Origin of the sequence: Nocardiopsis sp. NPDC101807, assembly GCF_044766605.1 — a bacterium.
GTDB classification, from domain to species: Bacteria; Actinomycetota; Actinomycetes; order Streptosporangiales; family Streptosporangiaceae; genus Nocardiopsis; species Nocardiopsis tropica.
On the sequence record NZ_JBIWMK010000002.1, the window covers coordinates 611,725 to 630,711 of the forward strand.

The 18,987-nt window shown below is 74.1% G+C and carries 15 protein-coding genes; 3 read left to right on the forward strand and 12 right to left on the reverse strand.

Annotated features, from left to right (window positions below; genetic code table 11):
- Nucleotides 1–137: 137 nt before the first annotated feature.
- The 11 genes from ACIRPH_RS07925 to ACIRPH_RS07975 all read right to left on the reverse strand — a co-directional run bounded on the left by ACIRPH_RS07925 (nt 138) and on the right by ACIRPH_RS07975 (nt 14,237).
- Nucleotides 138–1,502, reverse strand: a complete 1,365-nt coding sequence (locus ACIRPH_RS07925) for a TrkH family potassium uptake protein (RefSeq protein WP_402910791.1) — start codon at nt 1,500–1,502, stop codon at nt 138–140.
- 50 nt (nt 1,503–1,552) lie between these two features.
- On the reverse strand, nt 1,553–2,260 hold the full coding sequence (locus ACIRPH_RS07930; RefSeq protein WP_402910794.1) for a response regulator transcription factor: 708 nt from the start codon (nt 2,258–2,260) through the stop codon (nt 1,553–1,555).
- Nucleotides 2,257–4,758, reverse strand: a complete 2,502-nt coding sequence (locus ACIRPH_RS07935) for an ATP-binding protein (protein ID WP_402910796.1) — start codon at nt 4,756–4,758, stop codon at nt 2,257–2,259. Before ACIRPH_RS07935 ends, ACIRPH_RS07930 begins: the two co-directional genes overlap by 4 nt.
- Entirely contained in the window at nt 4,755–5,375 is a 621-nt protein-coding gene (gene kdpC / locus ACIRPH_RS07940; RefSeq protein WP_402910798.1) for a potassium-transporting ATPase subunit KdpC, read from the reverse strand. Before kdpC ends, ACIRPH_RS07935 begins: the two co-directional genes overlap by 4 nt.
- Before the next feature lie 24 nt (nt 5,376–5,399).
- The gene (gene kdpB, locus ACIRPH_RS07945; protein ID WP_402910800.1) at nt 5,400–7,565 is read right to left on the reverse strand and encodes a potassium-transporting ATPase subunit KdpB; all 2,166 of its coding nucleotides are present in this window, start codon (nt 7,563–7,565) and stop codon (nt 5,400–5,402) included.
- 6 nt (nt 7,566–7,571) lie between these two features.
- Complete coding sequence (gene kdpA / locus ACIRPH_RS07950; protein ID WP_402910803.1) at nt 7,572–9,242, reverse strand: potassium-transporting ATPase subunit KdpA; 1,671 nt, start codon at nt 9,240–9,242, stop codon at nt 7,572–7,574.
- Nucleotides 9,242–9,331: a potassium-transporting ATPase subunit F gene (locus ACIRPH_RS07955; protein ID WP_402910805.1), complete on the reverse strand. Its 90-nt coding sequence runs from the start codon at nt 9,329–9,331 to the stop codon at nt 9,242–9,244. The genes kdpA and ACIRPH_RS07955 overlap by 1 nt, the downstream gene beginning before the upstream one ends.
- Nucleotides 9,328–9,486: a hypothetical protein gene (locus ACIRPH_RS07960; protein ID WP_402910807.1), complete on the reverse strand. Its 159-nt coding sequence runs from the start codon at nt 9,484–9,486 to the stop codon at nt 9,328–9,330. The genes ACIRPH_RS07955 and ACIRPH_RS07960 overlap by 4 nt, the downstream gene beginning before the upstream one ends.
- Before the next feature lie 248 nt (nt 9,487–9,734).
- Nucleotides 9,735–11,183 (reverse strand): alanine/glycine:cation symporter family protein, encoded by a 1,449-nt coding sequence (locus ACIRPH_RS07965; protein WP_402910810.1) that lies wholly within the window; start codon nt 11,181–11,183, stop codon nt 9,735–9,737.
- Between the two features lie 469 nt (nt 11,184–11,652).
- Nucleotides 11,653–12,930, reverse strand: coding sequence for a GNAT family N-acetyltransferase (locus ACIRPH_RS07970; protein WP_402910812.1), 1,278 nt, complete (start codon nt 12,928–12,930; stop codon nt 11,653–11,655).
- A gap of 35 nt (nt 12,931–12,965) precedes the next feature.
- A complete protein-coding gene (locus tag ACIRPH_RS07975; protein WP_402910815.1) occupies nt 12,966–14,237 on the reverse strand; it encodes a GNAT family N-acetyltransferase in 1,272 nt (423 codons plus the stop codon).
- Nucleotides 14,238–14,551: 314 nt separating this feature from the next.
- On the opposite strand from ACIRPH_RS07975, the gene ACIRPH_RS07980 reads away from it, so the two are divergent.
- Nucleotides 14,552–15,580, forward strand: a complete 1,029-nt coding sequence (locus tag ACIRPH_RS07980; RefSeq protein ID WP_402911659.1) for an N-acetylglucosamine kinase — start codon at nt 14,552–14,554, stop codon at nt 15,578–15,580.
- A 213-nt stretch (nt 15,581–15,793) separates the two neighbouring features.
- A complete protein-coding gene (locus ACIRPH_RS07985; RefSeq protein WP_402910817.1) occupies nt 15,794–16,648 on the forward strand; it encodes a siderophore-interacting protein in 855 nt (284 codons plus the stop codon).
- Between the two features lie 22 nt (nt 16,649–16,670).
- Here the strand turns inward: ACIRPH_RS07985 and ACIRPH_RS07990 are convergent, their stop codons facing one another.
- Nucleotides 16,671–18,029 (reverse strand): dihydrolipoyl dehydrogenase family protein, encoded by a 1,359-nt coding sequence (locus ACIRPH_RS07990; protein ID WP_402910820.1) that lies wholly within the window; start codon nt 18,027–18,029, stop codon nt 16,671–16,673.
- Nucleotides 18,030–18,343: 314 nt separating this feature from the next.
- On the opposite strand from ACIRPH_RS07990, the gene ACIRPH_RS07995 reads away from it, so the two are divergent.
- Nucleotides 18,344–18,976, forward strand: coding sequence for a trimeric intracellular cation channel family protein (locus ACIRPH_RS07995; protein ID WP_402910823.1), 633 nt, complete (start codon nt 18,344–18,346; stop codon nt 18,974–18,976).
- The last annotated feature ends 11 nt before the right edge of the window (nt 18,977–18,987 follow it).

The following is an 18,987-nucleotide window of genomic DNA, read 5'->3' on the forward strand; positions in this document are numbered from 1 at the left end:
GGTGGGGGCACCTCCCCTGCTCCCTCGCGGGGGGGGGGGGGCCCGCGTGGGGCTCTGGGTGTCGCGCCCCGGGGCGGGGGGGGGGGGGGGCGCCGCGGGGGGGGGGCCCCCCCCCGCCCGTGGGGGCGGAAGGCTCCTCAGCCCACGATGGGGCGCTCCTCGGGCAGCTCGTAGGCGCGCGCCCGGCGCCGCAGCGCCAGGGCCGACGCCAGGGCGATCGGGCCGATCCTGCCGACGAACATCAAGAAGACGAGCACCGCCTGCCCCGCGACCGGGAGGTCCGCGGTGATGCCGGTCGACAGGCCGACCGTGGCGAAGGCCGACGTCGTCTCGAACAGGATCTCGTCCAGGGTGAAGGTGGTCATCGTCATCAGCGCGAGCGTGCCGGCGAGGACCAGGGACAGGGACAGCAGCACCACGGTGACCGCCTGGGAGGCGACGCCCTCGCCCAGGCGGCGGTGGCCGACGTGGACGGTGGGCTCCCCGCGCACGTTGGCCAGGACCACGAACAGCAGGACCGCGAACGTCGTCACCTTGATGCCGCCGGCGGTGCCCGCGCTGCCGCCGCCGACGAACATCAGGAGGTCGGTGACCAGCAGTGTCTGGGTGTTCATCGCACCGAAGTCCAGGCTGTTGAAGCCGGCCGTGCGCGGCATGACCGCCTGGAAGAACCCGGTGAGGAGCTTGCCCCGCAGGTCCAGTCCGCCCATCGTGGCCGGGTTGTCCCACTCCAGGGCCAGGAAGGCGGCGAAGCCGACCGCCAGCAGGCACCCCGTGACGGACAGGGTGATCCTGGCGTGGATCGTCCAGGTGTGCCGCTCACCCCGGCGGCGCGCGAACCGCCACAGTTCCACCCACACCGGGAACCCCAGACCGCCCGCCACCACCCCCACCGCGACGGGCACCGTGATCCACGGGTCGGTGGCGTACCCCATGAGGCTGTCGGCGAAGGGCGAGAAGCCGGCGTTGTTGAAGGACGAGACCGCGTGGAAGAGGCCCAGGTAGGCCGCGGAGCCGAGGGGGAGGTCGTACCCGAGCCACCAGCGCAGGGTGAGGACCGCCGTGACGGCCGCCTCGAAGACGAGGGTCACCGTGAGGATGCCCAGGGTGATCCGGCGCACCTCCCCGAGGGTGAGGGCCTTGGTCTCCGAGCCGGCGCGCACGGCCATGCGCAGGCCCAGGTGGCGGCCCACCACGAGTGTGAGCACGGTCGCCAGGGCCATGATGCCGAAACCGCCCACCTGGATGAGCGCCAGGATCACGGCCTCGCCCAGGGGGGACCAGTGGCCCCCCGTGTCGACCACCGCGAGGCCGGTCACGCTGGCCGCCGAGGTGGAGGTGAACAGGGCGGTGGAGAACGGCGTCCGCTCCCCGCTCTCGGCGGCGGCGGGGAGCGCCAGCAGACCCGCCCCGCAGAGCACGAGGAGCGCGAACGTCAGCACGGTGAGCTGCGGCGGGCTGACCCGCTGGAAGGGGTCCCGCAGCCGTCGTCCGGCGCGCACGCCGGTCCGGCTCCTACGCGGTGGCCCCGGTCTTCGCCCGGGGGCCGGGCTCACGCCTCCCCGCCGTCGGAGCCGCCCTGCAGGAAGCGGTATCCCATGCCGGGCTCGGTGATCAGGAAGCGCGGCGACTTCGGCTCCGGTTCGATCTTCTTGCGGATCTGGGAGACGTACAGGCGCAGGTAGCCGGTGTCGTGGACGTGTTCGGACCCCCAGATGTCGGAGAGGAGCGTCTGCCGCGTCACGAGCTTGCCCGAGTGGCGGACGAGGATCTCCAGGAGGCGCCACTCGGTGGGCGTCAGCCGGACGAGCTCTCCTCCGGAGGGGCCGGGCCGGGTCACCGTCTTGGCGGAGAGGTCGACGGTCAGGTCCCCCACCCGCACGACCGGGTCCGAGTCGCCGCCCACGCCCCGGCGGGTCAGGGCGCGGACGCGCGCCAGCAGTTCGTCGATGGCGAAGGGCTTGGTGATGTAGTCGTCCGCCCCGGAGTCCAGGGCACGGACCTTGTCCACGGAGTCGGTGCGCCCGGAGACGACGAGGATGGGGGCGCTCGTCCACCCCCGGATGCCCTCGATGACCCCGACGCCGTCCAGGCGGGGCATGCCCAGGTCGATCAGGTACAGGTCCGGGCGCTGGTCGACGGCGGCCCTGAGGGCGTCGGCGCCGTTCGTGGCGACGACGATGTCGTAGCCGCGTGCGCGCAGGGTGACCCGCAGTGCCCGCAGGATCTGCGGGTCGTCGTCGGCGACGAGGATCTTCACCGGTCCGTCCTTCCAGAAGTCTGCCCGTCGGCGACGGGCAGGGAGATGACCATCGTCAGCCCTCCGCCGGGGGTGTCCTCGGCGGAGAGCCCGCCCCCCATCCCCTCCACGAAGCCCTTGGAGAGGCTGAGCCCCAGGCCGAGCCCGGTGGTGTTGTCGGTGTCGCCCAGGCGCTGGAACGGCACGAACAGCTGGTCCCGCCGGTCGGGCGGAACGCCGCCCCCGTGGTCGATGACGCGGATCTGCACGGTGTCCCCGAACGCGCTCGTGGCCACGCGCGCACTGCGGTCCCCCGGCGAGAACCGGACGGCGTTGGCGAGGATGTTGACGATGGCCCGTTGCAGCAGGCCCGCGTCCGCGCGCACGCACGGCAGGTCGGGGTCCAGGTCCAGGTCGACGTCGGCGGGACCGAGGTCCAGCTCGTCCAGGGACGGCAGGATCACCTCGTCGACGTCGGTGGCGGCGAGCGAGACCACGAGGGCGCCGGCCTGGATGCGGCTCACGTCGAGGAGGTCGGTCACCAGGCCGGTCAGCGTGGTCAGGCTCTCCTCCGCCGTGGCGAGCAGTTCGTCGCGGTCCGCGGGGGACCAGCTGACCTCGGACGAGCGCAGGCTGCTGACCGCGGTGGTCGCCGCCGTCAGCGGCCTGCGCAGGTCGTGGCTGACCGCCGACAGCAGGGCGCTGCGCACCTGGTCGTTCTCGGCGAGGGGGCCGACCTCGCTGGCCGTGTCGCTGAGGTCCTGGTGTTCGAGGGCCGCGTCGATCTGCGCGGCGATCACGCCGAGGAGCCGCCTCTCGGAGGCGCCCGGATCGGCGCCGTGGAGTTCGAGGGAGGCGCGGTCGCCGACCCGCACGAGGGCGGGCTCCTCCCCGCCCCGGGGCTGCCCGGACGCGCACAGGACGTCCTCCCCCGCGCGCAGTCGCACGGCGTCCAGCCCGAACGCCTCCCTGGTGCGGTCCACCAGCGCCTGGAGGGCGTCCTGCCCCCGCAGGACGCTGCCCGCGACCGTGGCGAGGAGCTCGGACTCCGCCCCGGCCCGCTGGGCGGAGCGCGACCGGCGCGCCGCCTGGTCGACGATGTAGCTGACGAGGGAGGCGTTGGCGACGTAGAGGACCAGGGCGAGCAGGTGGATCGGCTCGTCGACCGTGATGGTCCGCACCGGTTCGATGAAGAAGTAGTCCAGGGTGACCGCCGACAGGACGGCGGTGTACAGCGCGGGCCAGACGCCCCCGACGAGCGCGACGACGATGACCAGCAGCTGGTAGGCCAGGACCTCGACGACGATGGACTCGGCGCTGCGCTGGCCGGCGAGCAGCCAGGTCAGGACGGGGCCGCCGAGCACCGAGAGGGCGAAGCCCAGGAGGCGGCGCCTGGCGCTCAGCGCCCCGCCCGGGCGGGGGAGCGCGAAGCGTCCCCCGGCCGCCGCGTGGTTGACGATGTGGACGTCGATGCCGCCGGACTCGCGGATGACGGTGGCGCCGATCCCGGGTCCGGTCAGGGCGGTGGCGAGGCGCCCCCTGCGGCTGATGCCGATGACCAGCTGGGTGGCGTTCACCGCGCGGGCGAACCCGACGAGGGACTCGGGGATGCCGTCGCCGACCACCTGGTGGAAGGTGCCCCCGAGTTTCTCGGTCAGGGCGCGCTGCGCGGCGAGTGCCCCGGGGCGGCCCTCGCGCAGACCCTCCTGGCTGCTGACGTGCACGGCCAGGAGCTCGCCCCCGGAGGAGCGCGCGGCGATGCGCGCGCCCCTGCGGAGCAGGGTCTCCCCTTCGGGGCCCCCGGTCAGGGCCACGACGACGCGCTCCCGGGCCTCCCACGTGCTGTCGATGCGGTGCTCGGCCCGGTAGTCCTTCAGCGCGCTGTCCACCTCGTCCGCCAGCCACAGCAGCGCGAGCTCGCGCAGCGCGGTGAGGTTGCCCAGGCGGAAGTAGTTGGACAGGGCGGCGTCGATGCGCTCGGCGGGGTAGACGTTCCCCGCCGCCAGGCGGTCCCGGAGGGCCTGCGGCGCCAGGTCGACCAGTTCGATCTGGTCGGCGGCGCGCAGCACCTGGTCCGGGACGGTCTCGCGCTGCGGAACGCCGGTGATCCGCTGGACGACGTCGTTGAGGGACTCGATGTGCTGGATGTTGACGGTCGTGATGACGTCGATCCCGGCCGCCAGGAGCGCCGACACGTCCTCCCAGCGCTTCTCGTGGCGCGCCCCCGGGGCGTTGGTGTGCGCGTACTCGTCGACCAGCGCCGTCCCCGGACGGCGCGCCAGGACGGCGTCCAGGTCCATCTCGGCCAGGCCGACGCCCCGGTGGGACACCGTCGTCCGGGGCACCGTCTCGACGCCCTCGGCCATCGCCGCCGTGCCGCAGCGGCCGTGCGTCTCGACGACGGCGACCACGACGTCCCCGCCCTCCTCGCGCAGGCGCCGCCCCTCCTCGAGCATGGTGTAGGTCTTGCCGACCCCGGGGGCGGCGCCCAGGAAGACCCTCAGCCGGCCTTTCCTCATCTGCCTTGCGCCCCCCACCCGTCGACGGCGAGGTTCAGCCTCAGGACGTTGACCCTTTCCTCGCCCAGGAACCCCAGGTCCCGGGGCTCGATACTACGCCGGACCAGGTCCTGGACGTCCGCCACCGGCACCCCCCGCGCCTCCGCGACGCGCGGCGCCTGGAGCAGCGCGTACCCGGGGCTGATGTGCGGGTCCAGGCCGGAGCCCGAGGCGGTCAGGGCGTCCGCGGGGACGCGGTCGGGGTGGACCCCCTCGAACGCCGCGACCGCCGCCCGCCGTTCCTCGACGGTGTCCACGAGGCCGGGGTTCTCCGGGCCGAGGTTGCTCCCTCCGGAGGCCCCGGCGTCGTGTCCGTCGCCGGCGGCGGAGGGCCGGGACTGGAACCACTCGGGCAGCGGTGCGCCGTCGGCGCCGGTGAAGGACTGCCCGATCAGGGACGAGCCGACGACCGTGCCGTCCTGTGCCCTGGCGAGCGAGCCGTCGGCGCGTTCCGGCATGAGCAGCCGGCCGACGCCGGTCACGGCCAGCGGGTAGGCCAGGCCCAGGACGACGGTGAGGATCAGGAACGCCCGGAGGGCGGTTCCGTGGTGGCGGAGCAGGACGCGTGCGGAACCCATGGCGGGTGTCTCCCTTCGGGGCCGTCAGAAACCGGGAAGGAGGCTGACGGCGAGATCGATCAGTTTGATGCCGGCGAAGGGCGCCACCACTCCGCCGAGGCCGTAGACGAGCAGGTTGCGGCCGAGGATCTGCGAGGCGCGCAGGGGCCGGTACCGGACGCCGCGCAGCGCGAGCGGGATGAGGACCACGATGATCACGGCGTTGAAGACGATCGCCGACATGATCGCGGACGCGGGAGAGGCCAGGCCCATGACGTTCAGCGCGCCCAGGCCGGGGAAGACGCCGGCGAACATGGCCGGGACGACCGCGAAGTACTTGGCGATGTCGTTGGCGACGGAGAACGTGGTCAGCGCCCCCCGGGTGATGAGCAGCTGCTTGCCGATGCGGACCACGTCGATGAGCTTGGTGGGGTCCGAGTCCAGGTCCACCATGTTCCCGGCCTCCTTGGCCGCCGAGGTGCCGGTGTTCATCGCCACGCCGACGTCGGCCTGGGCCAGCGCGGGGGCGTCGTTGGTGCCGTCCCCGGTCATCGCGACGAGGTTGCCCCCCTCCTGCTCCCTGCGGATGAGGGCGAGCTTCTGCTCCGGGGTGGCCTCGGCGAGGAAGTCGTCCACCCCGGCCTCGGCGGCGATCGCCTTCGCCGTCAGGGGGTTGTCCCCGGTGACCATCACGGTGCGGATGCCCATCGCGCGGAGTTGCGCGAAGCGTTCGGCGATGCCCTCCTTGACCACGTCCTTGAGGTGGATCACGCCCAGTACGGCGGTGTGTCCCGAGGGTCCGCGCACCGCCACGACCAGCGGTGTGCCCCCGCTGTCGGAGATCCGTCCGACCCGGTCCTCCAGCTCCGTGCGGACGACGGGGCCCACGGGTCCCGTCTCCCGGGCCCAGGCGAGCACCGCCGAGCCCGCGCCCTTGCGGATCAGGGTGCCGTCGGGCAGGTCGACACCGCTCATCCGGGTCTGGGCGGTGAAGGGGACGACCTCGCCGGGGGTCGCGGCGTCCACCGCCACCCCCTGGGCGCGGGCGAGTTCCACGACGGAGGTGCCCTCGGGGGTGGGGTCGGCCAGGGAGGCCAGCGCCGCGGAGCGGACCAGGTCCTGCTTCCGCACGCCCTCCAGGGGCACGAAGTCACTGGCCCTGCGGTTGCCGTGGGTGATGGTGCCGGTCTTGTCCAGCAACAGGGTGGTCACGTCGCCGGCGGCCTCGACGGCGCGGCCGGACACGGCCAGCACGTTGTGCTGCACGAGGCGGTCCATGCCGGCGATGCCGATGGCGGACAGCAGGGCGCCGATGGTGGTGGGGATCAGGCACACGAGCAGCGCGACCAGGACGGGGACGCTGACCGGCGCCCCGACGTAGGAGGCGATCGGGTGCAGTGTGAGGGCGACGACCACGAAGACGACCGACAGGCTCGCCAGCAGGATGTTGAGCGCGATCTCGTTGGGGGTCTTCTGCCGCGCGGCGCCCTCGACCAGGGCGATCATCCTGTCGACGAAGGTCTCCCCCGGCCTGGACGTGATGCGGACGACGATCCGGTCCGAGAGCACGCGGGTGCCGCCGGTGACGGCGCTGCGGTCGCCGCCGGACTCGCGCACCACGGGTGCGGACTCGCCGGTGATCGCCGACTCGTCCACCGAGGCGATGCCCCAGACGATGTCGCCGTCGCCGGGGACCGGTTCGCCCGCCGAGACGGCCACGACGTCCCCCGGGCCGAGGTCGGCCGAGGAGACCGGGCGTGTCGCGGTGTCCTCCGCGGAGGGGTCGGTTTCCGGGGCGTAGCCGACCACCAGGTTCGCCGCGGTACTGGTCCGGGTCCTGCGCAGACTGTCGGCCTGGGCCCTGCCCCTGCCCTCGGCGACGGACTCGGCCAGGTTGGCGAAGAGCACGGTCAGCCAGAGGCAGCAGGCGATCGCCCAGGTGAAGCCCGCCGGGACCGGTGAGCCCCCGGACGCCTCGGGGCCCCCGAGGAACGGTTCGGCGACCGCCATGGCCGTGGTGAGCGCGGCCCCGACCTCGACGACGAACATGACGGGGTTGCGGTACATGGTCCGCGGGTCGAGCTTGCGCAGCGCCCCGGGGAGCGCGGCGGCGACCTGGGCCGGTCCGAACGCCCTGCGGCGGGCTCCGGCGGCCCCGGGGGCGGCGCTCGGCGGCGCCTGGTCGACGGGTGTGCGGGATGTCGTGGTCATGGTCGGTTACAGTCCTTCCGCCAGGGGGCCCAGCGCGAGCACGGGGAAGTAGGTCAGGGCGGTCACCACAACGGTGACTCCGATCAGCAGGCCGACGAACTGCGGCCTGTGGGTGGGCAGGGTGCCGCTGGTCGCGGGCGCCCTGTCCCGGGCGGCGAGAGCTCCGGCCAGGGCGAGGACGAACACGATCGGGACGAACCGCCCCAGCAGCATGGCGATGCCCAGCGCGGTGTTGAACCAGGGCGTGTTCGCGGTCAGCCCCGCGAAGGCCGAACCGTTGTTGTTGGACGCCGACGTGAACGCGTACAGCACCTCGGACAGGCCGTGGAGGCCGGGGTTCAGGATCGAGGTCGCCTCCACACCGGCGCGGACGGCGGGTACGGCGAAGCTGAGCGCCGTACCCGCGAGGACCAGGGTCGGGGAGACGAGGATGTACAGGCTGGCGAGCTTGATCTCGCGCGGACCGATCCTCTTGCCGAGGTACTCCGGGGTGCGGCCGACCAGGAGGCCCCCGACGAAGACGGCCAGGAGGGCGAGCACCAGCATCCCGTAGAGGCCGGAGCCGACACCGCCGGGCGCGACCTCGCCGAGCATCATGTTGACCATCGGCGCCATGCCGCCGAGGGCGGTGTAGGAGTCGAACATCGAGTTGACCGCGCCGGTCGAGGTCAGGGTGCTCGCCGAGCCGAAGAGGGCGGAGGCGATGACGCCGAACCGCTGCTCCTTGCCCTCCAGAGCCGCTCCGGCGGCCTCGGGCGCCGCTCCGGCGCCGTTCAGCTCCAGGACGGTGAGGGCGGTCAGGGAGACCGCGAAGATCGCCGCCATGGCGGCGAGGACGGCGTAGCCCTGCCGGTGGTCGCCGACCATCCGGCCGAAGGTGCGCGGCAGCGAGAACGGGATCGCCAGCATGAGGACGATCTCGAACAGGTTGGTCCACGGTGCGGGGTTCTCGAACGGGTGCGCGGAGTTCGCGTTGAAGTAGCCGCCGCCGTTCGTGCCCAGGAGCTTGACCGCCTCCTGGGAGGCCGCCGTTCCGCCGGGGATCGTCTGCGTCGCGCCGGTGAGGGTCCGGACCTCGGTGAAGCCGCCGAGGTTCTGGACGACGCCGCCCGCGATCAGGACCACGGCCGCGGCCAGGGAGATCGGCAGGAGGATGCGCAGCGTTCCGCGGGTCAGGTCGACCCAGAAGTTGCCGATCGTGCCCGACCGGCGGCGCGCCAGTCCGCGGACCAGGGCGACCGCGACCGCGAGGCCCGCGGCGGCCGAGACGAAGTTCTGGACGGCCAGCCCGCCGAACTGCACGAGGTGGCCCACGGTCGACTCCGGCGAGTACGACTGCCAGTTGGTGTTCGTCACGAACGACGCCGCGGTGTTGAACGCGAGCCCCTCGGGGACGGGCGGCAGACCGAGGGAGAGGGGCAGCGCCGACTGGAGCCGCTGGAGCAGGTACAGGGACAGCAGGCCGACCGCGGAGAAGGCGAGCACTCCGCGCAGGTACGCCTGCCAGGACTGCTCGGACGCCGGGTCCACCCCGATGAGCCGGTAGAAGCCCCGCTCGACCGCGAGGTCGCGGGGGGAGGTGAACACCCGTGCCATGTACTCGCCCAGAGGCCGGTACAGCAGGGCGAGGACCAGCGCGACGGCGGCGGCGGGGAGCACCGCGAGGAGGACGGCCATCAGAACCGCTCCGGTTTGACGAGGGCGTACACGAGGTAGGCGACCGCGGCCACCGCGAGCGCGGCCGCGAGGAGGTCGAAGGCGGTCACAGCTTCGCGACCCCCCGGCCGATCACGCCGACCAGCGCGAAGGCGGCGAGCGCGGTGAGCACGTAGACGACGTCGAGCACGGGGCTGCTCCCTGGGGTGAAGGGTGTGCCCCTCCTGTCCGGGGCACGGGCCTCGAAGGCCTGAAACCCATACAAACCCCCTGGAACTGCGCCGATGCCGCTCCTAACGGCTTCCATGCGGAACCGGTGGCGAATCCTCACGGCATCCATGCGGCCCGTCGCCGCGGCGGGCGGGACACGCCGCGGGGCGCCCCGTCCCCGCGTCCCGCACGGCGCCCTCCCCCCCGGCGGAACCGCCCCTCGGGCTCCCCGGAACACGGAACGGGGGTGCGGCCGCGGCCGCACCCCCGTTCACCCCGTCCGGATCCGCTCCGGCGCCCCCGTCACTGCTGACGGGCGTCCACCAGGTCGGGTTTCTTCCAGTCCGGGTCCGAGAAGTACTTCTTGGTCTCCGCGACGATGACCCCGCTGAGCACCAGCAGGCCGATGAGGTTGGGGACCGCCATCAGGCCGTTGGCCGCGTCGCTGAACGCCCAGGCGATGCTGAGGTCGGTCGTGGCGCCGACGTACACGACCAGGACGAACACGATGCGGAACGGGAAGACCGCCTTGCGGCCGACCAGGTAGTCCAGGCAGCGCTCGCCGTAGTAGGACCAGCCGACCAGCGTGGTGAAGGCGAAGAACATCAGGCTGATCGCCACGATGGCGCCGCCGACCGGGGCCAGCCCCGGCGAGATGGAGCCCAGGGCCTCGCTCATGGCCCAGTTGGTCATCAGGGCGCCGTCGCCCGTGTCCGCCTCGGCGTGCCAGGCGCCGGTGACGATGATGACCAGGCCCGTCATCGTCACGACGATGATGGTGTCGATGAAGGTCTGGGTCATGGAGACCATCGCCTGGCGGACCGGGTGCGCGGTCTTGGCCGCGGCGGCGGCGATGCCGCCGGTGCCCAGGCCCGACTCGTTCGAGAACATGCCGCGCGCCATGCCCTGCTGCATCGCGAGGATGAACGCCGAGCCCAGGAACCCTCCGACCGCGGAGGTGCCGGTGAAGGCGTCGGTGAAGATCAGGGCGATGGCCGCGGGGATCTCGGTGACGTAGACGGCCAGGACCACGAGGGCGGCCAGGACGTAGGCAATGATCATGAACGGCACGACGCCGGCGGCGAAGCGGCCGATGCTCTTGATGCCGCCGAGGATGACCGCGGCGACCAGCACGACCATGACGATCCCGGAGAGCCAGGTCGGCACGCCGAAGGTCGAGTCGAGCTGGCCCGCGACGGCGTTGGCCTGCGTCATGTTGCCGATGCCGAAGGAGGCCACGGCGCCGAAGAGTGCGAACAGGGTGCCGAGCACCAGGCCGAGTCTGGCCCCTCCGCTGCCGGGGCCGAACTTCTCGGCGAACCCGTGGCGCAGGTAGAACATCGGGCCGCCGCTCATCTCGCCCTTGGAGTCGGGGCGGCGGTACTTCACGCCGAGCAGGGCCTCGCTGTACTTGGTGGCCATGCCCAGGACGCCGGTGACCCACATCCAGAAGAGGGCCCCGGGTCCTCCGACGCCGATCGCCAGGGCCACGCCCGCGATGTTGCCGACGCCCACGGTGGCCGCGAGGGCGGTGCTGAGCGCCTGGTAGTGGGAGATGTCGCCCTTGGCCTGGCCGCCCTCGGTGCGGCGGATGAGCGCCAGCCACAGCGCGTGCCCGAGCACGCGGAACTGGAGCCCGCCCAGTCTGATGGTGAGGTAGACGCCCACGATCAGGAGCAGGGGTATCAGGAAGAACGGTCCCCACACGAAGGAAACGACGGCATCCAGGATCGCCTGGATCGTATCGGTCATCAGAGTGTGTCTCCCTGTCGTCGATGAGTGGGCGCCCCCGGCGGGCCGGAGGCGGGTCCGAAGCCGTGCACGGAAGCGTTACAGGTGACAGTTACATCCGTGTCACGTGTTCCTGCCGCTACGGTCTCTGCTCACGCGCCGCGCCGCCCGCACCGCGTTCCCCGGCCGTCCGGAGGGCCGGGCGGCGCCGCCGCGGCGACCAGTATCCCGCTCTCCGGGCGCGGACACGCGCCCCCGCGCGGCGGGGTCGCGGGCCGGTCCGCCGAGGCGGGCCGCGGAGCTGCGGGGCGGGGCGCCGGCGGGCGGCGGGGAGGGTGTCGGCGGCGGGGAGCTCCGGCGCCCGGGGCGGCGGATCGGCCCGCGCGGCGGGACCGCGCCCCGTCCCGCGCCCGTCAGGGCGGCGGGAGGGGCGCCTGCGGGCCGGCCGTCCCCCTGCGGCGGGAGCGGGGCGTCCCGCGTCGGGCGGCGGTCAGAAGATGCGGCCGCAGAACGGGGCGTCCGACCGGTGCAGGGCCGCGTCCAGTCCGGCCACGGCGCCGGGGGTGTGCTCGGTGAGCAGTCCCGCGCGCAGGTACCCCTCCAGGGAGGTCTGCCCCAGGTAGGCGGCGCCCAGGTGCGACACGTCCAGGGAGACGTCCGGGGCGTCCTGTACGGCCTCCACCCGGGCTCCCCCGCGTTCGGCGGCGATCCTCCACCGTCCGGCGTTCCACGGCGCGTGGCGGTCGGCGACCTCCACGACCGCCTCCACCGGGACCGCGTAGGAGCGCTCGGCGAGCGCCCCCGGCACGTCCACCAGCCGCAGCCACAGGGACGTGTAGAGCGTGGGGACGACGCGGTCCCTGTCCACGGCCAGGTGGCGCAGCGGGTTGTCCACCGCCAGGAAGTCGAACTTGACCCTGCTCGTGAGGTCGCGGTTGAACAGGTGCTCGAACAGGGCCGTCCAGGCGGCGGGGGCGGTCGCCAGGACCTCCTCGACGTGCACCTCTCCCCCGGCCCCGTCGTCCGCCCACTTGTTCAGGGTGCGGTAGAGGGCGTAGCCCAGGGGGCCGTCCGGTCCGCTCACGACGGCGGCCAGCCTCGGGCTCTTCCCGCCGCGTGAGCCGGGCTTGTCCAGCAGGATCCTGTCCCACCAGTGGCTCCCGCGCTGGAACTGGCCGACCTGGGCCGCCGCCACCTCGCGGTGCACGCGCGCGAGGTCGTCGCGGACCCCGGCCGGGTCGGCGAGCCGGACACGCAGGGCGGGGTCCCGGGGAGCGTCCGGGCGCAGCACGCCGTACTGGCGCTGGACGGCCGTCTCCATCTCGGTCGCGGCCGGGCCGTAGCCGAAGCGGCCGTAGATGGCCCCCTCCGAGGCCCACAGGGCCGCGTACCTGCCGCCGGAGGCGTGGACGTCGGCCAGCTGCCGGCGCATCAGCGCGCTGAGCACGCCCCTGCGCCGGTACGTGGGCCACACGCCCACGGCGGTGATCCCCGCGACCGCACGGGGCCCGCCGGGCAGCGCCATCTCGAAGGGGAAGTGGTTGGTGGCGCCCACGACCTCCTCCCCGTCCCCCTCCCCGTCGACCGCGACGAGGACGCGGTCGTAGCCGACGGAGTCGTGGAAGGGGAGGGCGCGCTCCACGATCGTGTCCGGGTCGTCGCCCATGAGGAGGGCCTCGCCCACGACCCTGAGCACCTCGGGGAACTCGTCCCGGTCGGTGCCGCGCACGGTCCACGCGGTTCTCTCGGTCTCGGGGTTCTCTGTCATGCCGGTACTACCGTTCTTCGTGTCTTCGCGGTCGGTCAGAAGTCCGTGGTGCACAGGGGGGCGCGGGGGACGTGCAGCGCGGTGTCCAGGCGGGCGGCCGCTCCCGGGGCGTGCTCGACGGCCAGGCCCGCGTCCACGAAGGCGGTGAGGGAACCGCGCCCCAGGTACACGGCGCCCAGGTGGGACGCGTCCAGTGTCAGGTCGGGGGCCGCGTCGGCCGCCTCGGCGCGGGCCTCCCCGCCGCCGGCCCTGAGCCGCCAGCGACCGGCGTTCCAGGGGGCGAACCGGTCGGTGACCTCCAGGACGGTGTCCAGGGGCGTGGCGTAGGAGCGTTCGGCCAGGGCTCCGGGAAGGTCCACCAGGCGTACCCACAGGGAGTCGAAGTCCCTGCGCGCCAGTCGGCGCGGGTCGGCCAGCAGCACGGTGAGGATGTCGTCCTCGGCGAGGTTGCCCAGGCGCGCCGAGGAGACCAGGTCCCTGGAGAACAGGTGGTCGTACAGGGCGACCCTGGCACGGGCCGTGGCCGCGACGGTCTCCCGGACCCGGACCTCCCCCGTGGGGAGGCCGTCCTCCCACTGGTGCAGGACGCGGTAGAGGGCGTAGCCCTCGACGCCGTCGGGGCCGCGCACGAGGGCGGCGCGCAGCGGCCCGGCGCCCTCGCGGTCCCGCTCCGCGTCGTGCAGGAGCCATCCCCACCAGCCGGGCTTCCTGAGGATGTGGCCGTTGCGGGCGGAGGCCGTCCGGCGGTGCAGCTCCTCGATCTCGCCGCGGACGGACCCGGGTTCGGTGAGGTCGACGGCGAGGTCCGGGTCGCGCGGGGCCCCGGGCCGCAGCGCGGCGTGGGCGAGCTGGACGGATCCGTTGAACTGCCGGACCGCCGGTCCGTAGCCGAAGCGGCCGTAGATCGTGCCCTCCGAGGACCACAGGACCGCGAGCTTCTCGCCGCGCTCGCGGACGTCCGCCAGCTGGCGGCGCATCAGCGCGCTGAGCACGCCCCTGCGCCGGTACGTGGGCCACACGCCCACGGCGGTGATCCCCGCGGCCCTGCGCGGGCCCCCGGGCACGGTGAGGGTGAGCGAGTACGCCATGGTGGTGCCGACGATCCGCTCACCGTCCAGGGCGACCAGGGCGCGGTCGTACTCAGCGCTGGGGAAGTCCCGCTCCTCGTGGAGGAGCCTCTCCACCGGCAGGCCGATGGCCTCCGAGAAGACCGCCGCGAACTCGGGGTACTCCTGCTCCGTGCTCGTGCGCACGGCCCATCCTGGATCGTCGTTGCGGGGGGGACCGGGGTGGTGAGCGCCTGCCATGGGCCGAGCCTCTCAGCCGCGCCCGGCTCGGCGCCACTGGTTTTCCGCGTGTCGGCGCGATCGTCCCCCGGCGCCCGGCCCCCGCCGGGGCGGGCCGCCCGCTCCCCTGCGGCCCGTGTCCCTCCGGGCCCACGGGACGGGGCGGCGGTCGCGCGCACGGTCCCCGACGCCGCGGCCGTCGTCCACAGGCGCGGGACCGAGGAGTAATCCGCCGTCCCAGGGGGCACCCCTACCGTGTGAAACGTACGACCCCTTCCCTCATGGCCCCGTCCGACCACCCGTCCCGCGACGGTCGGCGCAGACTCGTGGTGGGGGTGGACGCGGGCGGCACCGCCACCCGCGCCCTGGTCACCACGCTCTCCGGCGAGCGCCTGGGCCGGGCCCGGTCCGGAGGGGCCAACCCCAACGCGCACGGCGTGGACACGGCCGCCGACCGGCTCGCCGAGGCGGTCTCCGAGGCCCTGGACCAAGCCGGGCAGGGGGCTCGCGACGCGGTGGCGGCAGGGGTGGTGGGCCTGGCCGGGGTCTCCGCGCTCCGCGACGCGGGCGTGCGCGCACGGATGGAGCGCGCCCTGCACGAGGCCGGGCTGGCCGCCGGACGGGGTGTCTTCACCGGGGACGACGAGGTGGCCTTCGCCGCCGGGACCCCGTCCGCGCACGGCACGGTGCTGATCGCCGGGACCGGGGCGATCGCCACCCGGATCGACGACCGCCGGCGGACCCGGTCCGCGGACGGCATGGGGTGGCTGATCGGCGACGACGGCTCGGCGTTCTGGATCGGGCACCACGCGGCCAAGGAGACGGCGCGGCAGCTGTCCCTGGGCGGCGACCTCAGCCCGCTGGCGCGGGCGGTGGCCAAGCGCGTCATCCCCGGCCAGAGGCCGGTGGACGAGGGGGCCCACCTACCCCAGGAGCACGCCAGGAACTTCGCCCGGACCCTGACCGCGGCGCCCCCGATCGCACTCGCCGCGCTCGCGCCGCTGGTCAGCGAGGCGTATGCGCTGGGCGACCCGGCGGCCGTGGTGATCGTGGACGCCGCCGCCGGGCACTTGGCGCACTCGGTGCACCAGGTGCGCAACCCCGGCGAGCGCCTGCCCGTGGTGCTGGCGGGCGGCGTGCTCGCGCATTCCGAACCGGTGCGGTCGGCCCTCACCCGCAAGCTGACGATGGGCACCGCCGGGTCGGAGGTCGTCGCGGCCGGGTGCACGGAGGGCGGGGCGGCCTGGCTGGCCGCCCTGCGGGCCGGTGCCGCGGACGGGGACCGCGAGCTGCACGGGGCGTTCACCCGGCCCGCCCCGGGCGGGGGCGCGGACCGCGGCAGGGACCGCACCGACGCGGCGTAGGGGGCGGGCCTCCGGGCCCGCACGGGCGGCGCCGGGGACGCGTGAGGGGGCCTCACGCGTCCCGGCCCTCCCCGCGCGGGAACGTCCGTGGCGGTTCGGGTCCGGTCCCGGATCAGCCCCGTGGTTCGCGGCGGTTTGCCCTGTTGGCACAGGGTGCCCTACCGTGTGGGGTGGTTAGGCTTGCCTAACCAACGACGCGAGAACGGGGACACCATGGCAGAGCGGCGGGAACGTCCGAAGAGGACCGTCCACACGGGACGGGTGGAGTCGGTCGAGCAGCTGACACCGCACATGGTCCGGGTCGTGTTCGGCGGTGACGGTCTCTCCTCGTTCGCGACGGGGGGCCACACCGACAGCTACGTCAAGCTCCTGTTCCCGCCGCTCGCCCCCGGTGACCCGGAACCCCTCGACCCGGACCGGATCCGCGCCGAGCGCCCCCGCGAGGAGTGGCCGGTCACCCGCACCTACACCGTGCGCGCCTGGGACCCCGACTCCCGCCGGCTGACCATCGACTTCGTCCACCACGGCAGCACCGGCCTGGCCGGGGCCTGGGCGGCGGGCGCCTCGCACGGCGACCGGCTGTGCATGCTGGGGCCGGGCGGCGGCTACTCCCCCGACCCCGGCGCCGACTGGCACCTGCTGGCCGGGGACGAGAGCGCCCTCCCCGCCATCGCCGCCTCCGTGGAGCGGCTTCCGGCCAGCCGCACCGCGCACGTGTTCGTCGAGGTCCACGGGCCCGAGGAGGAGCACAAGCTCGACGTCCACGACGACGTCCACGTGCACTGGCTGCACCGCGGCGACGAGCCCGTCGGATCCCTCCTGGTCCCGGCCGTGCGCGCGCTCGACCTCCCCGGGGGCGCCGTGCACGCGTTCGTGCACGGCGAGGCGGGGTTCGTCCGCGACCTGCGCCGCCTCCTACGCGTCGAGTACGGGCTGGCCAAGGAGAGCCTGTCCATCTCCGGCTACTGGCGCCTGGGCCGCGACGAGGACGGCTGGCAGGCCTCCAAGGCCGAGTGGAACCGCAGCGTGGAGGCCGAGGAGGAGGCCACCCTGGCCTCCTCCGGCTGACGCCGCGGTCCCGGTCCGGCCGCTAGGCCCCCAGCTTCTCCAGCGCGATCAGGTAGGCCTCGTTGAAGGTCGGGAACTGGGGGACGGAGTCGAGCAGGGTCGCCACCGGGATCCCGGCCCGGATCGCCAGCGCGGCGGTGTGGATCCACTCCGAGGCCATCGGCCCGAACGCCCACGCGCCGACCAGGACCCCGCGCCCGCGGTCGGCGACCAGCCCGAGCGTGCCGCGCGGGTCGGTCCCGTAGGTCCAGGGCCGGGCCAGGGAGTCGGGCAGGTCGGCCTCGGCGGTGACCGCGTCGATCCCCCGCTCCACCGCCTGCCCGGCGGTGAGCCCCACCGCCGCGATCTCGGGCTCCGAGAAGATCACCCGGGGAACCGCCGTGTAGTCGGCGGTGCGCTCCGTGCCCAGGATGTTGTCGGCGACGACGCGCCCCTGGTACTTGGCCACGTGGGTGAACATCGACACCCCGGTCGCGTCGCCGATGCCCCACAGGCCCGGCTCCGCCCGGCAGCGCTCGTCCACCGGCAGGCCGCTCCGTTCCGTGCGTACGCCGGCCTCCTCCAGCCCGAGGCCGTCGGTCCGGGGCCGCCGCCCGGTGGCGAGCACCACCACGTCGGCGCGGACGCGCTCGCCGTTGTCGAGGGTGGCCAGCACGCCGTCGCCGTCCCTGGCCACCGAGGCGACCTGGGCCCCCAGGTGCACGGAGATGCCGTCGCGGGCGAACTGGTCGCCGATCAGCTCGCACAGCCGCGGTTCCTCGCGGTTCACCAGACGGGGCCCGCGCTGGACGACCGTCACCGCGGCGCCCATCCGGGACAGGAACTGCCCCAGTTCGACGCCGACGGCGCTGCCGCCGACCACGAGGGCGCTGCGGGGGATCTCCGTGAGGGTGGTGGCCTCCCGGTTGGTCCACACCATGGACTCGTCCAGGGCGTCGAGGCCGTCGATCGGCGGGCGCACGGCCGAGGATCCGGTGGCGACGACCACGTGGTCGGCCGTGAGCTCGGTGTCCCCCACCGCCACGCGCCACGGGTCGCGGCCGATCACGCGCCCCTCGCCCTTGAACACCAGCGCGCCCTGGTCCCGGTACCCCTGGACCTGCTCGGAGTCGTCGAGGTGGCGGATCATCTGGTCGCGGTACTCGCGCAGCCGGGGCCAGTCGAGGTCCGGCCGGGAGACGCCCGCCGCGCCGGCGGCCTCCGCGCGCACCTCCGGGGGGCGCAGCAGCACCTTGGTGGGGATGCAGGCGTAGTAGCCGCACTCGCCGCCGACGAGTTCGCGTTCGATGACGGCGACCCGCCTGCCCGCCTCGAGCAGACGGCTCGCGACCGTCTCGCCGCCCGGTCCCATGCCGATGATGATCGCGTCCAGGTGTTCCATGTGCCTCGTTCCGCCCGCAGCCCGGTGGGTCAACCACGATGGTGGCCCCTGCCCGGGGTGGGGGGAAGGTCCGACACGCGGCTATTCCACGGGTTTGCGCCCCCCGGGACCGCGCGGGAGGCCGTGGGCGGCGCGGAAGCGGACCGCACGCGCACGGCGGACGGCCGCGGACGTGCGAGGGGAGCGCGGCCCGGCGGAGCGCCCGCGTGCGGCGCGTCACCCCCCGAACGGACCGTGCGCGTGCCGGGGCATGATGGAATTGCGGGTCGTCACCAGGCCCGATCCGGAAGGAACCGCCGCACCGGCGCATCCCCATGTCCACGCAGAGCCTCCTCCTCGTCCTCGACCTCGTCGGCATCCTGGCGTTCGCCGTCGACGGGGCCCTGACGGCCATCCGCACCGCCCGGGTGGACATCGTCGGTGTGCTGTCCCTCGGCCTGGTCACCGCCATCGGCGGCGGCATCATCCGCGACGTCCTGCTGGGGGTGACCCCGGCGACCTTCCAGGACTGGCGCTACATCACGACCGCGCTCGTCGGCGGCACGCTGGCCTTCTTCCTCAGCCGCCAGCTGACGCACCTGTCCAGGCCGATCCTGCTGTTCGACGCGGCGGGCCTGAGCCTGTTCGCGGTGATCGGCGCGACCAAGGCCCAGGAGATGGGGTTCGGCCCGCTCCAGGCGGTCCTGCTGGGCGCGATCACCGGTGTCGGCGGCGGCACCGTCCGCGACGTGCTGCTCAACCGGGTGCCGACGGTGCTCAGCGCCAACTCGCACCTGTACGCCATCCCGGCGATGCTCGGCGCCGCGTTCGTCGTGCTCGCGAACGTGGCCGGGTTCGGCACGGGCCTGGTGGCGGTGGTCGGCGCCCTGGTCTGCTTCGCCGTGCGGCTCCTCGCGCTGCGGTACCGGTGGAACGCCCCCCTGCCGCCCGGGGCGCCGCCGCTGTGACCCCCGCCCCG

Coding starts and splice junctions, on each gene's coding strand:
- kdpC (WP_402910798.1), bottom strand. CDS start 5,375: ATGGGTTCCGCACGCGTCCTGCTCCGCCACCACGGAACCGCCCTCCGG.
- ACIRPH_RS07990 (WP_402910820.1), bottom strand. CDS start 18,029: ATGGAACACCTGGACGCGATCATCATCGGCATGGGACCGGGCGGCGAG.
- ACIRPH_RS07970 (WP_402910812.1), bottom strand. CDS start 12,930: ATGACAGAGAACCCCGAGACCGAGAGAACCGCGTGGACCGTGCGCGGC.
- ACIRPH_RS07975 (WP_402910815.1), bottom strand. CDS start 14,237: ATGGCAGGCGCTCACCACCCCGGTCCCCCCCGCAACGACGATCCAGGA.
- kdpB (WP_402910800.1), bottom strand. CDS start 7,565: ATGACCACGACATCCCGCACACCCGTCGACCAGGCGCCGCCGAGCGCC.
- kdpA (WP_402910803.1), bottom strand. CDS start 9,242: ATGGCCGTCCTCCTCGCGGTGCTCCCCGCCGCCGCCGTCGCGCTGGTC.
- ACIRPH_RS07985 (WP_402910817.1), top strand. CDS start 15,794: ATGGCAGAGCGGCGGGAACGTCCGAAGAGGACCGTCCACACGGGACGG.
- ACIRPH_RS07935 (WP_402910796.1), bottom strand. CDS start 4,758: ATGAGGAAAGGCCGGCTGAGGGTCTTCCTGGGCGCCGCCCCCGGGGTC.
- ACIRPH_RS07965 (WP_402910810.1), bottom strand. CDS start 11,183: ATGACCGATACGATCCAGGCGATCCTGGATGCCGTCGTTTCCTTCGTG.
- ACIRPH_RS07995 (WP_402910823.1), top strand. CDS start 18,344: ATGTCCACGCAGAGCCTCCTCCTCGTCCTCGACCTCGTCGGCATCCTG.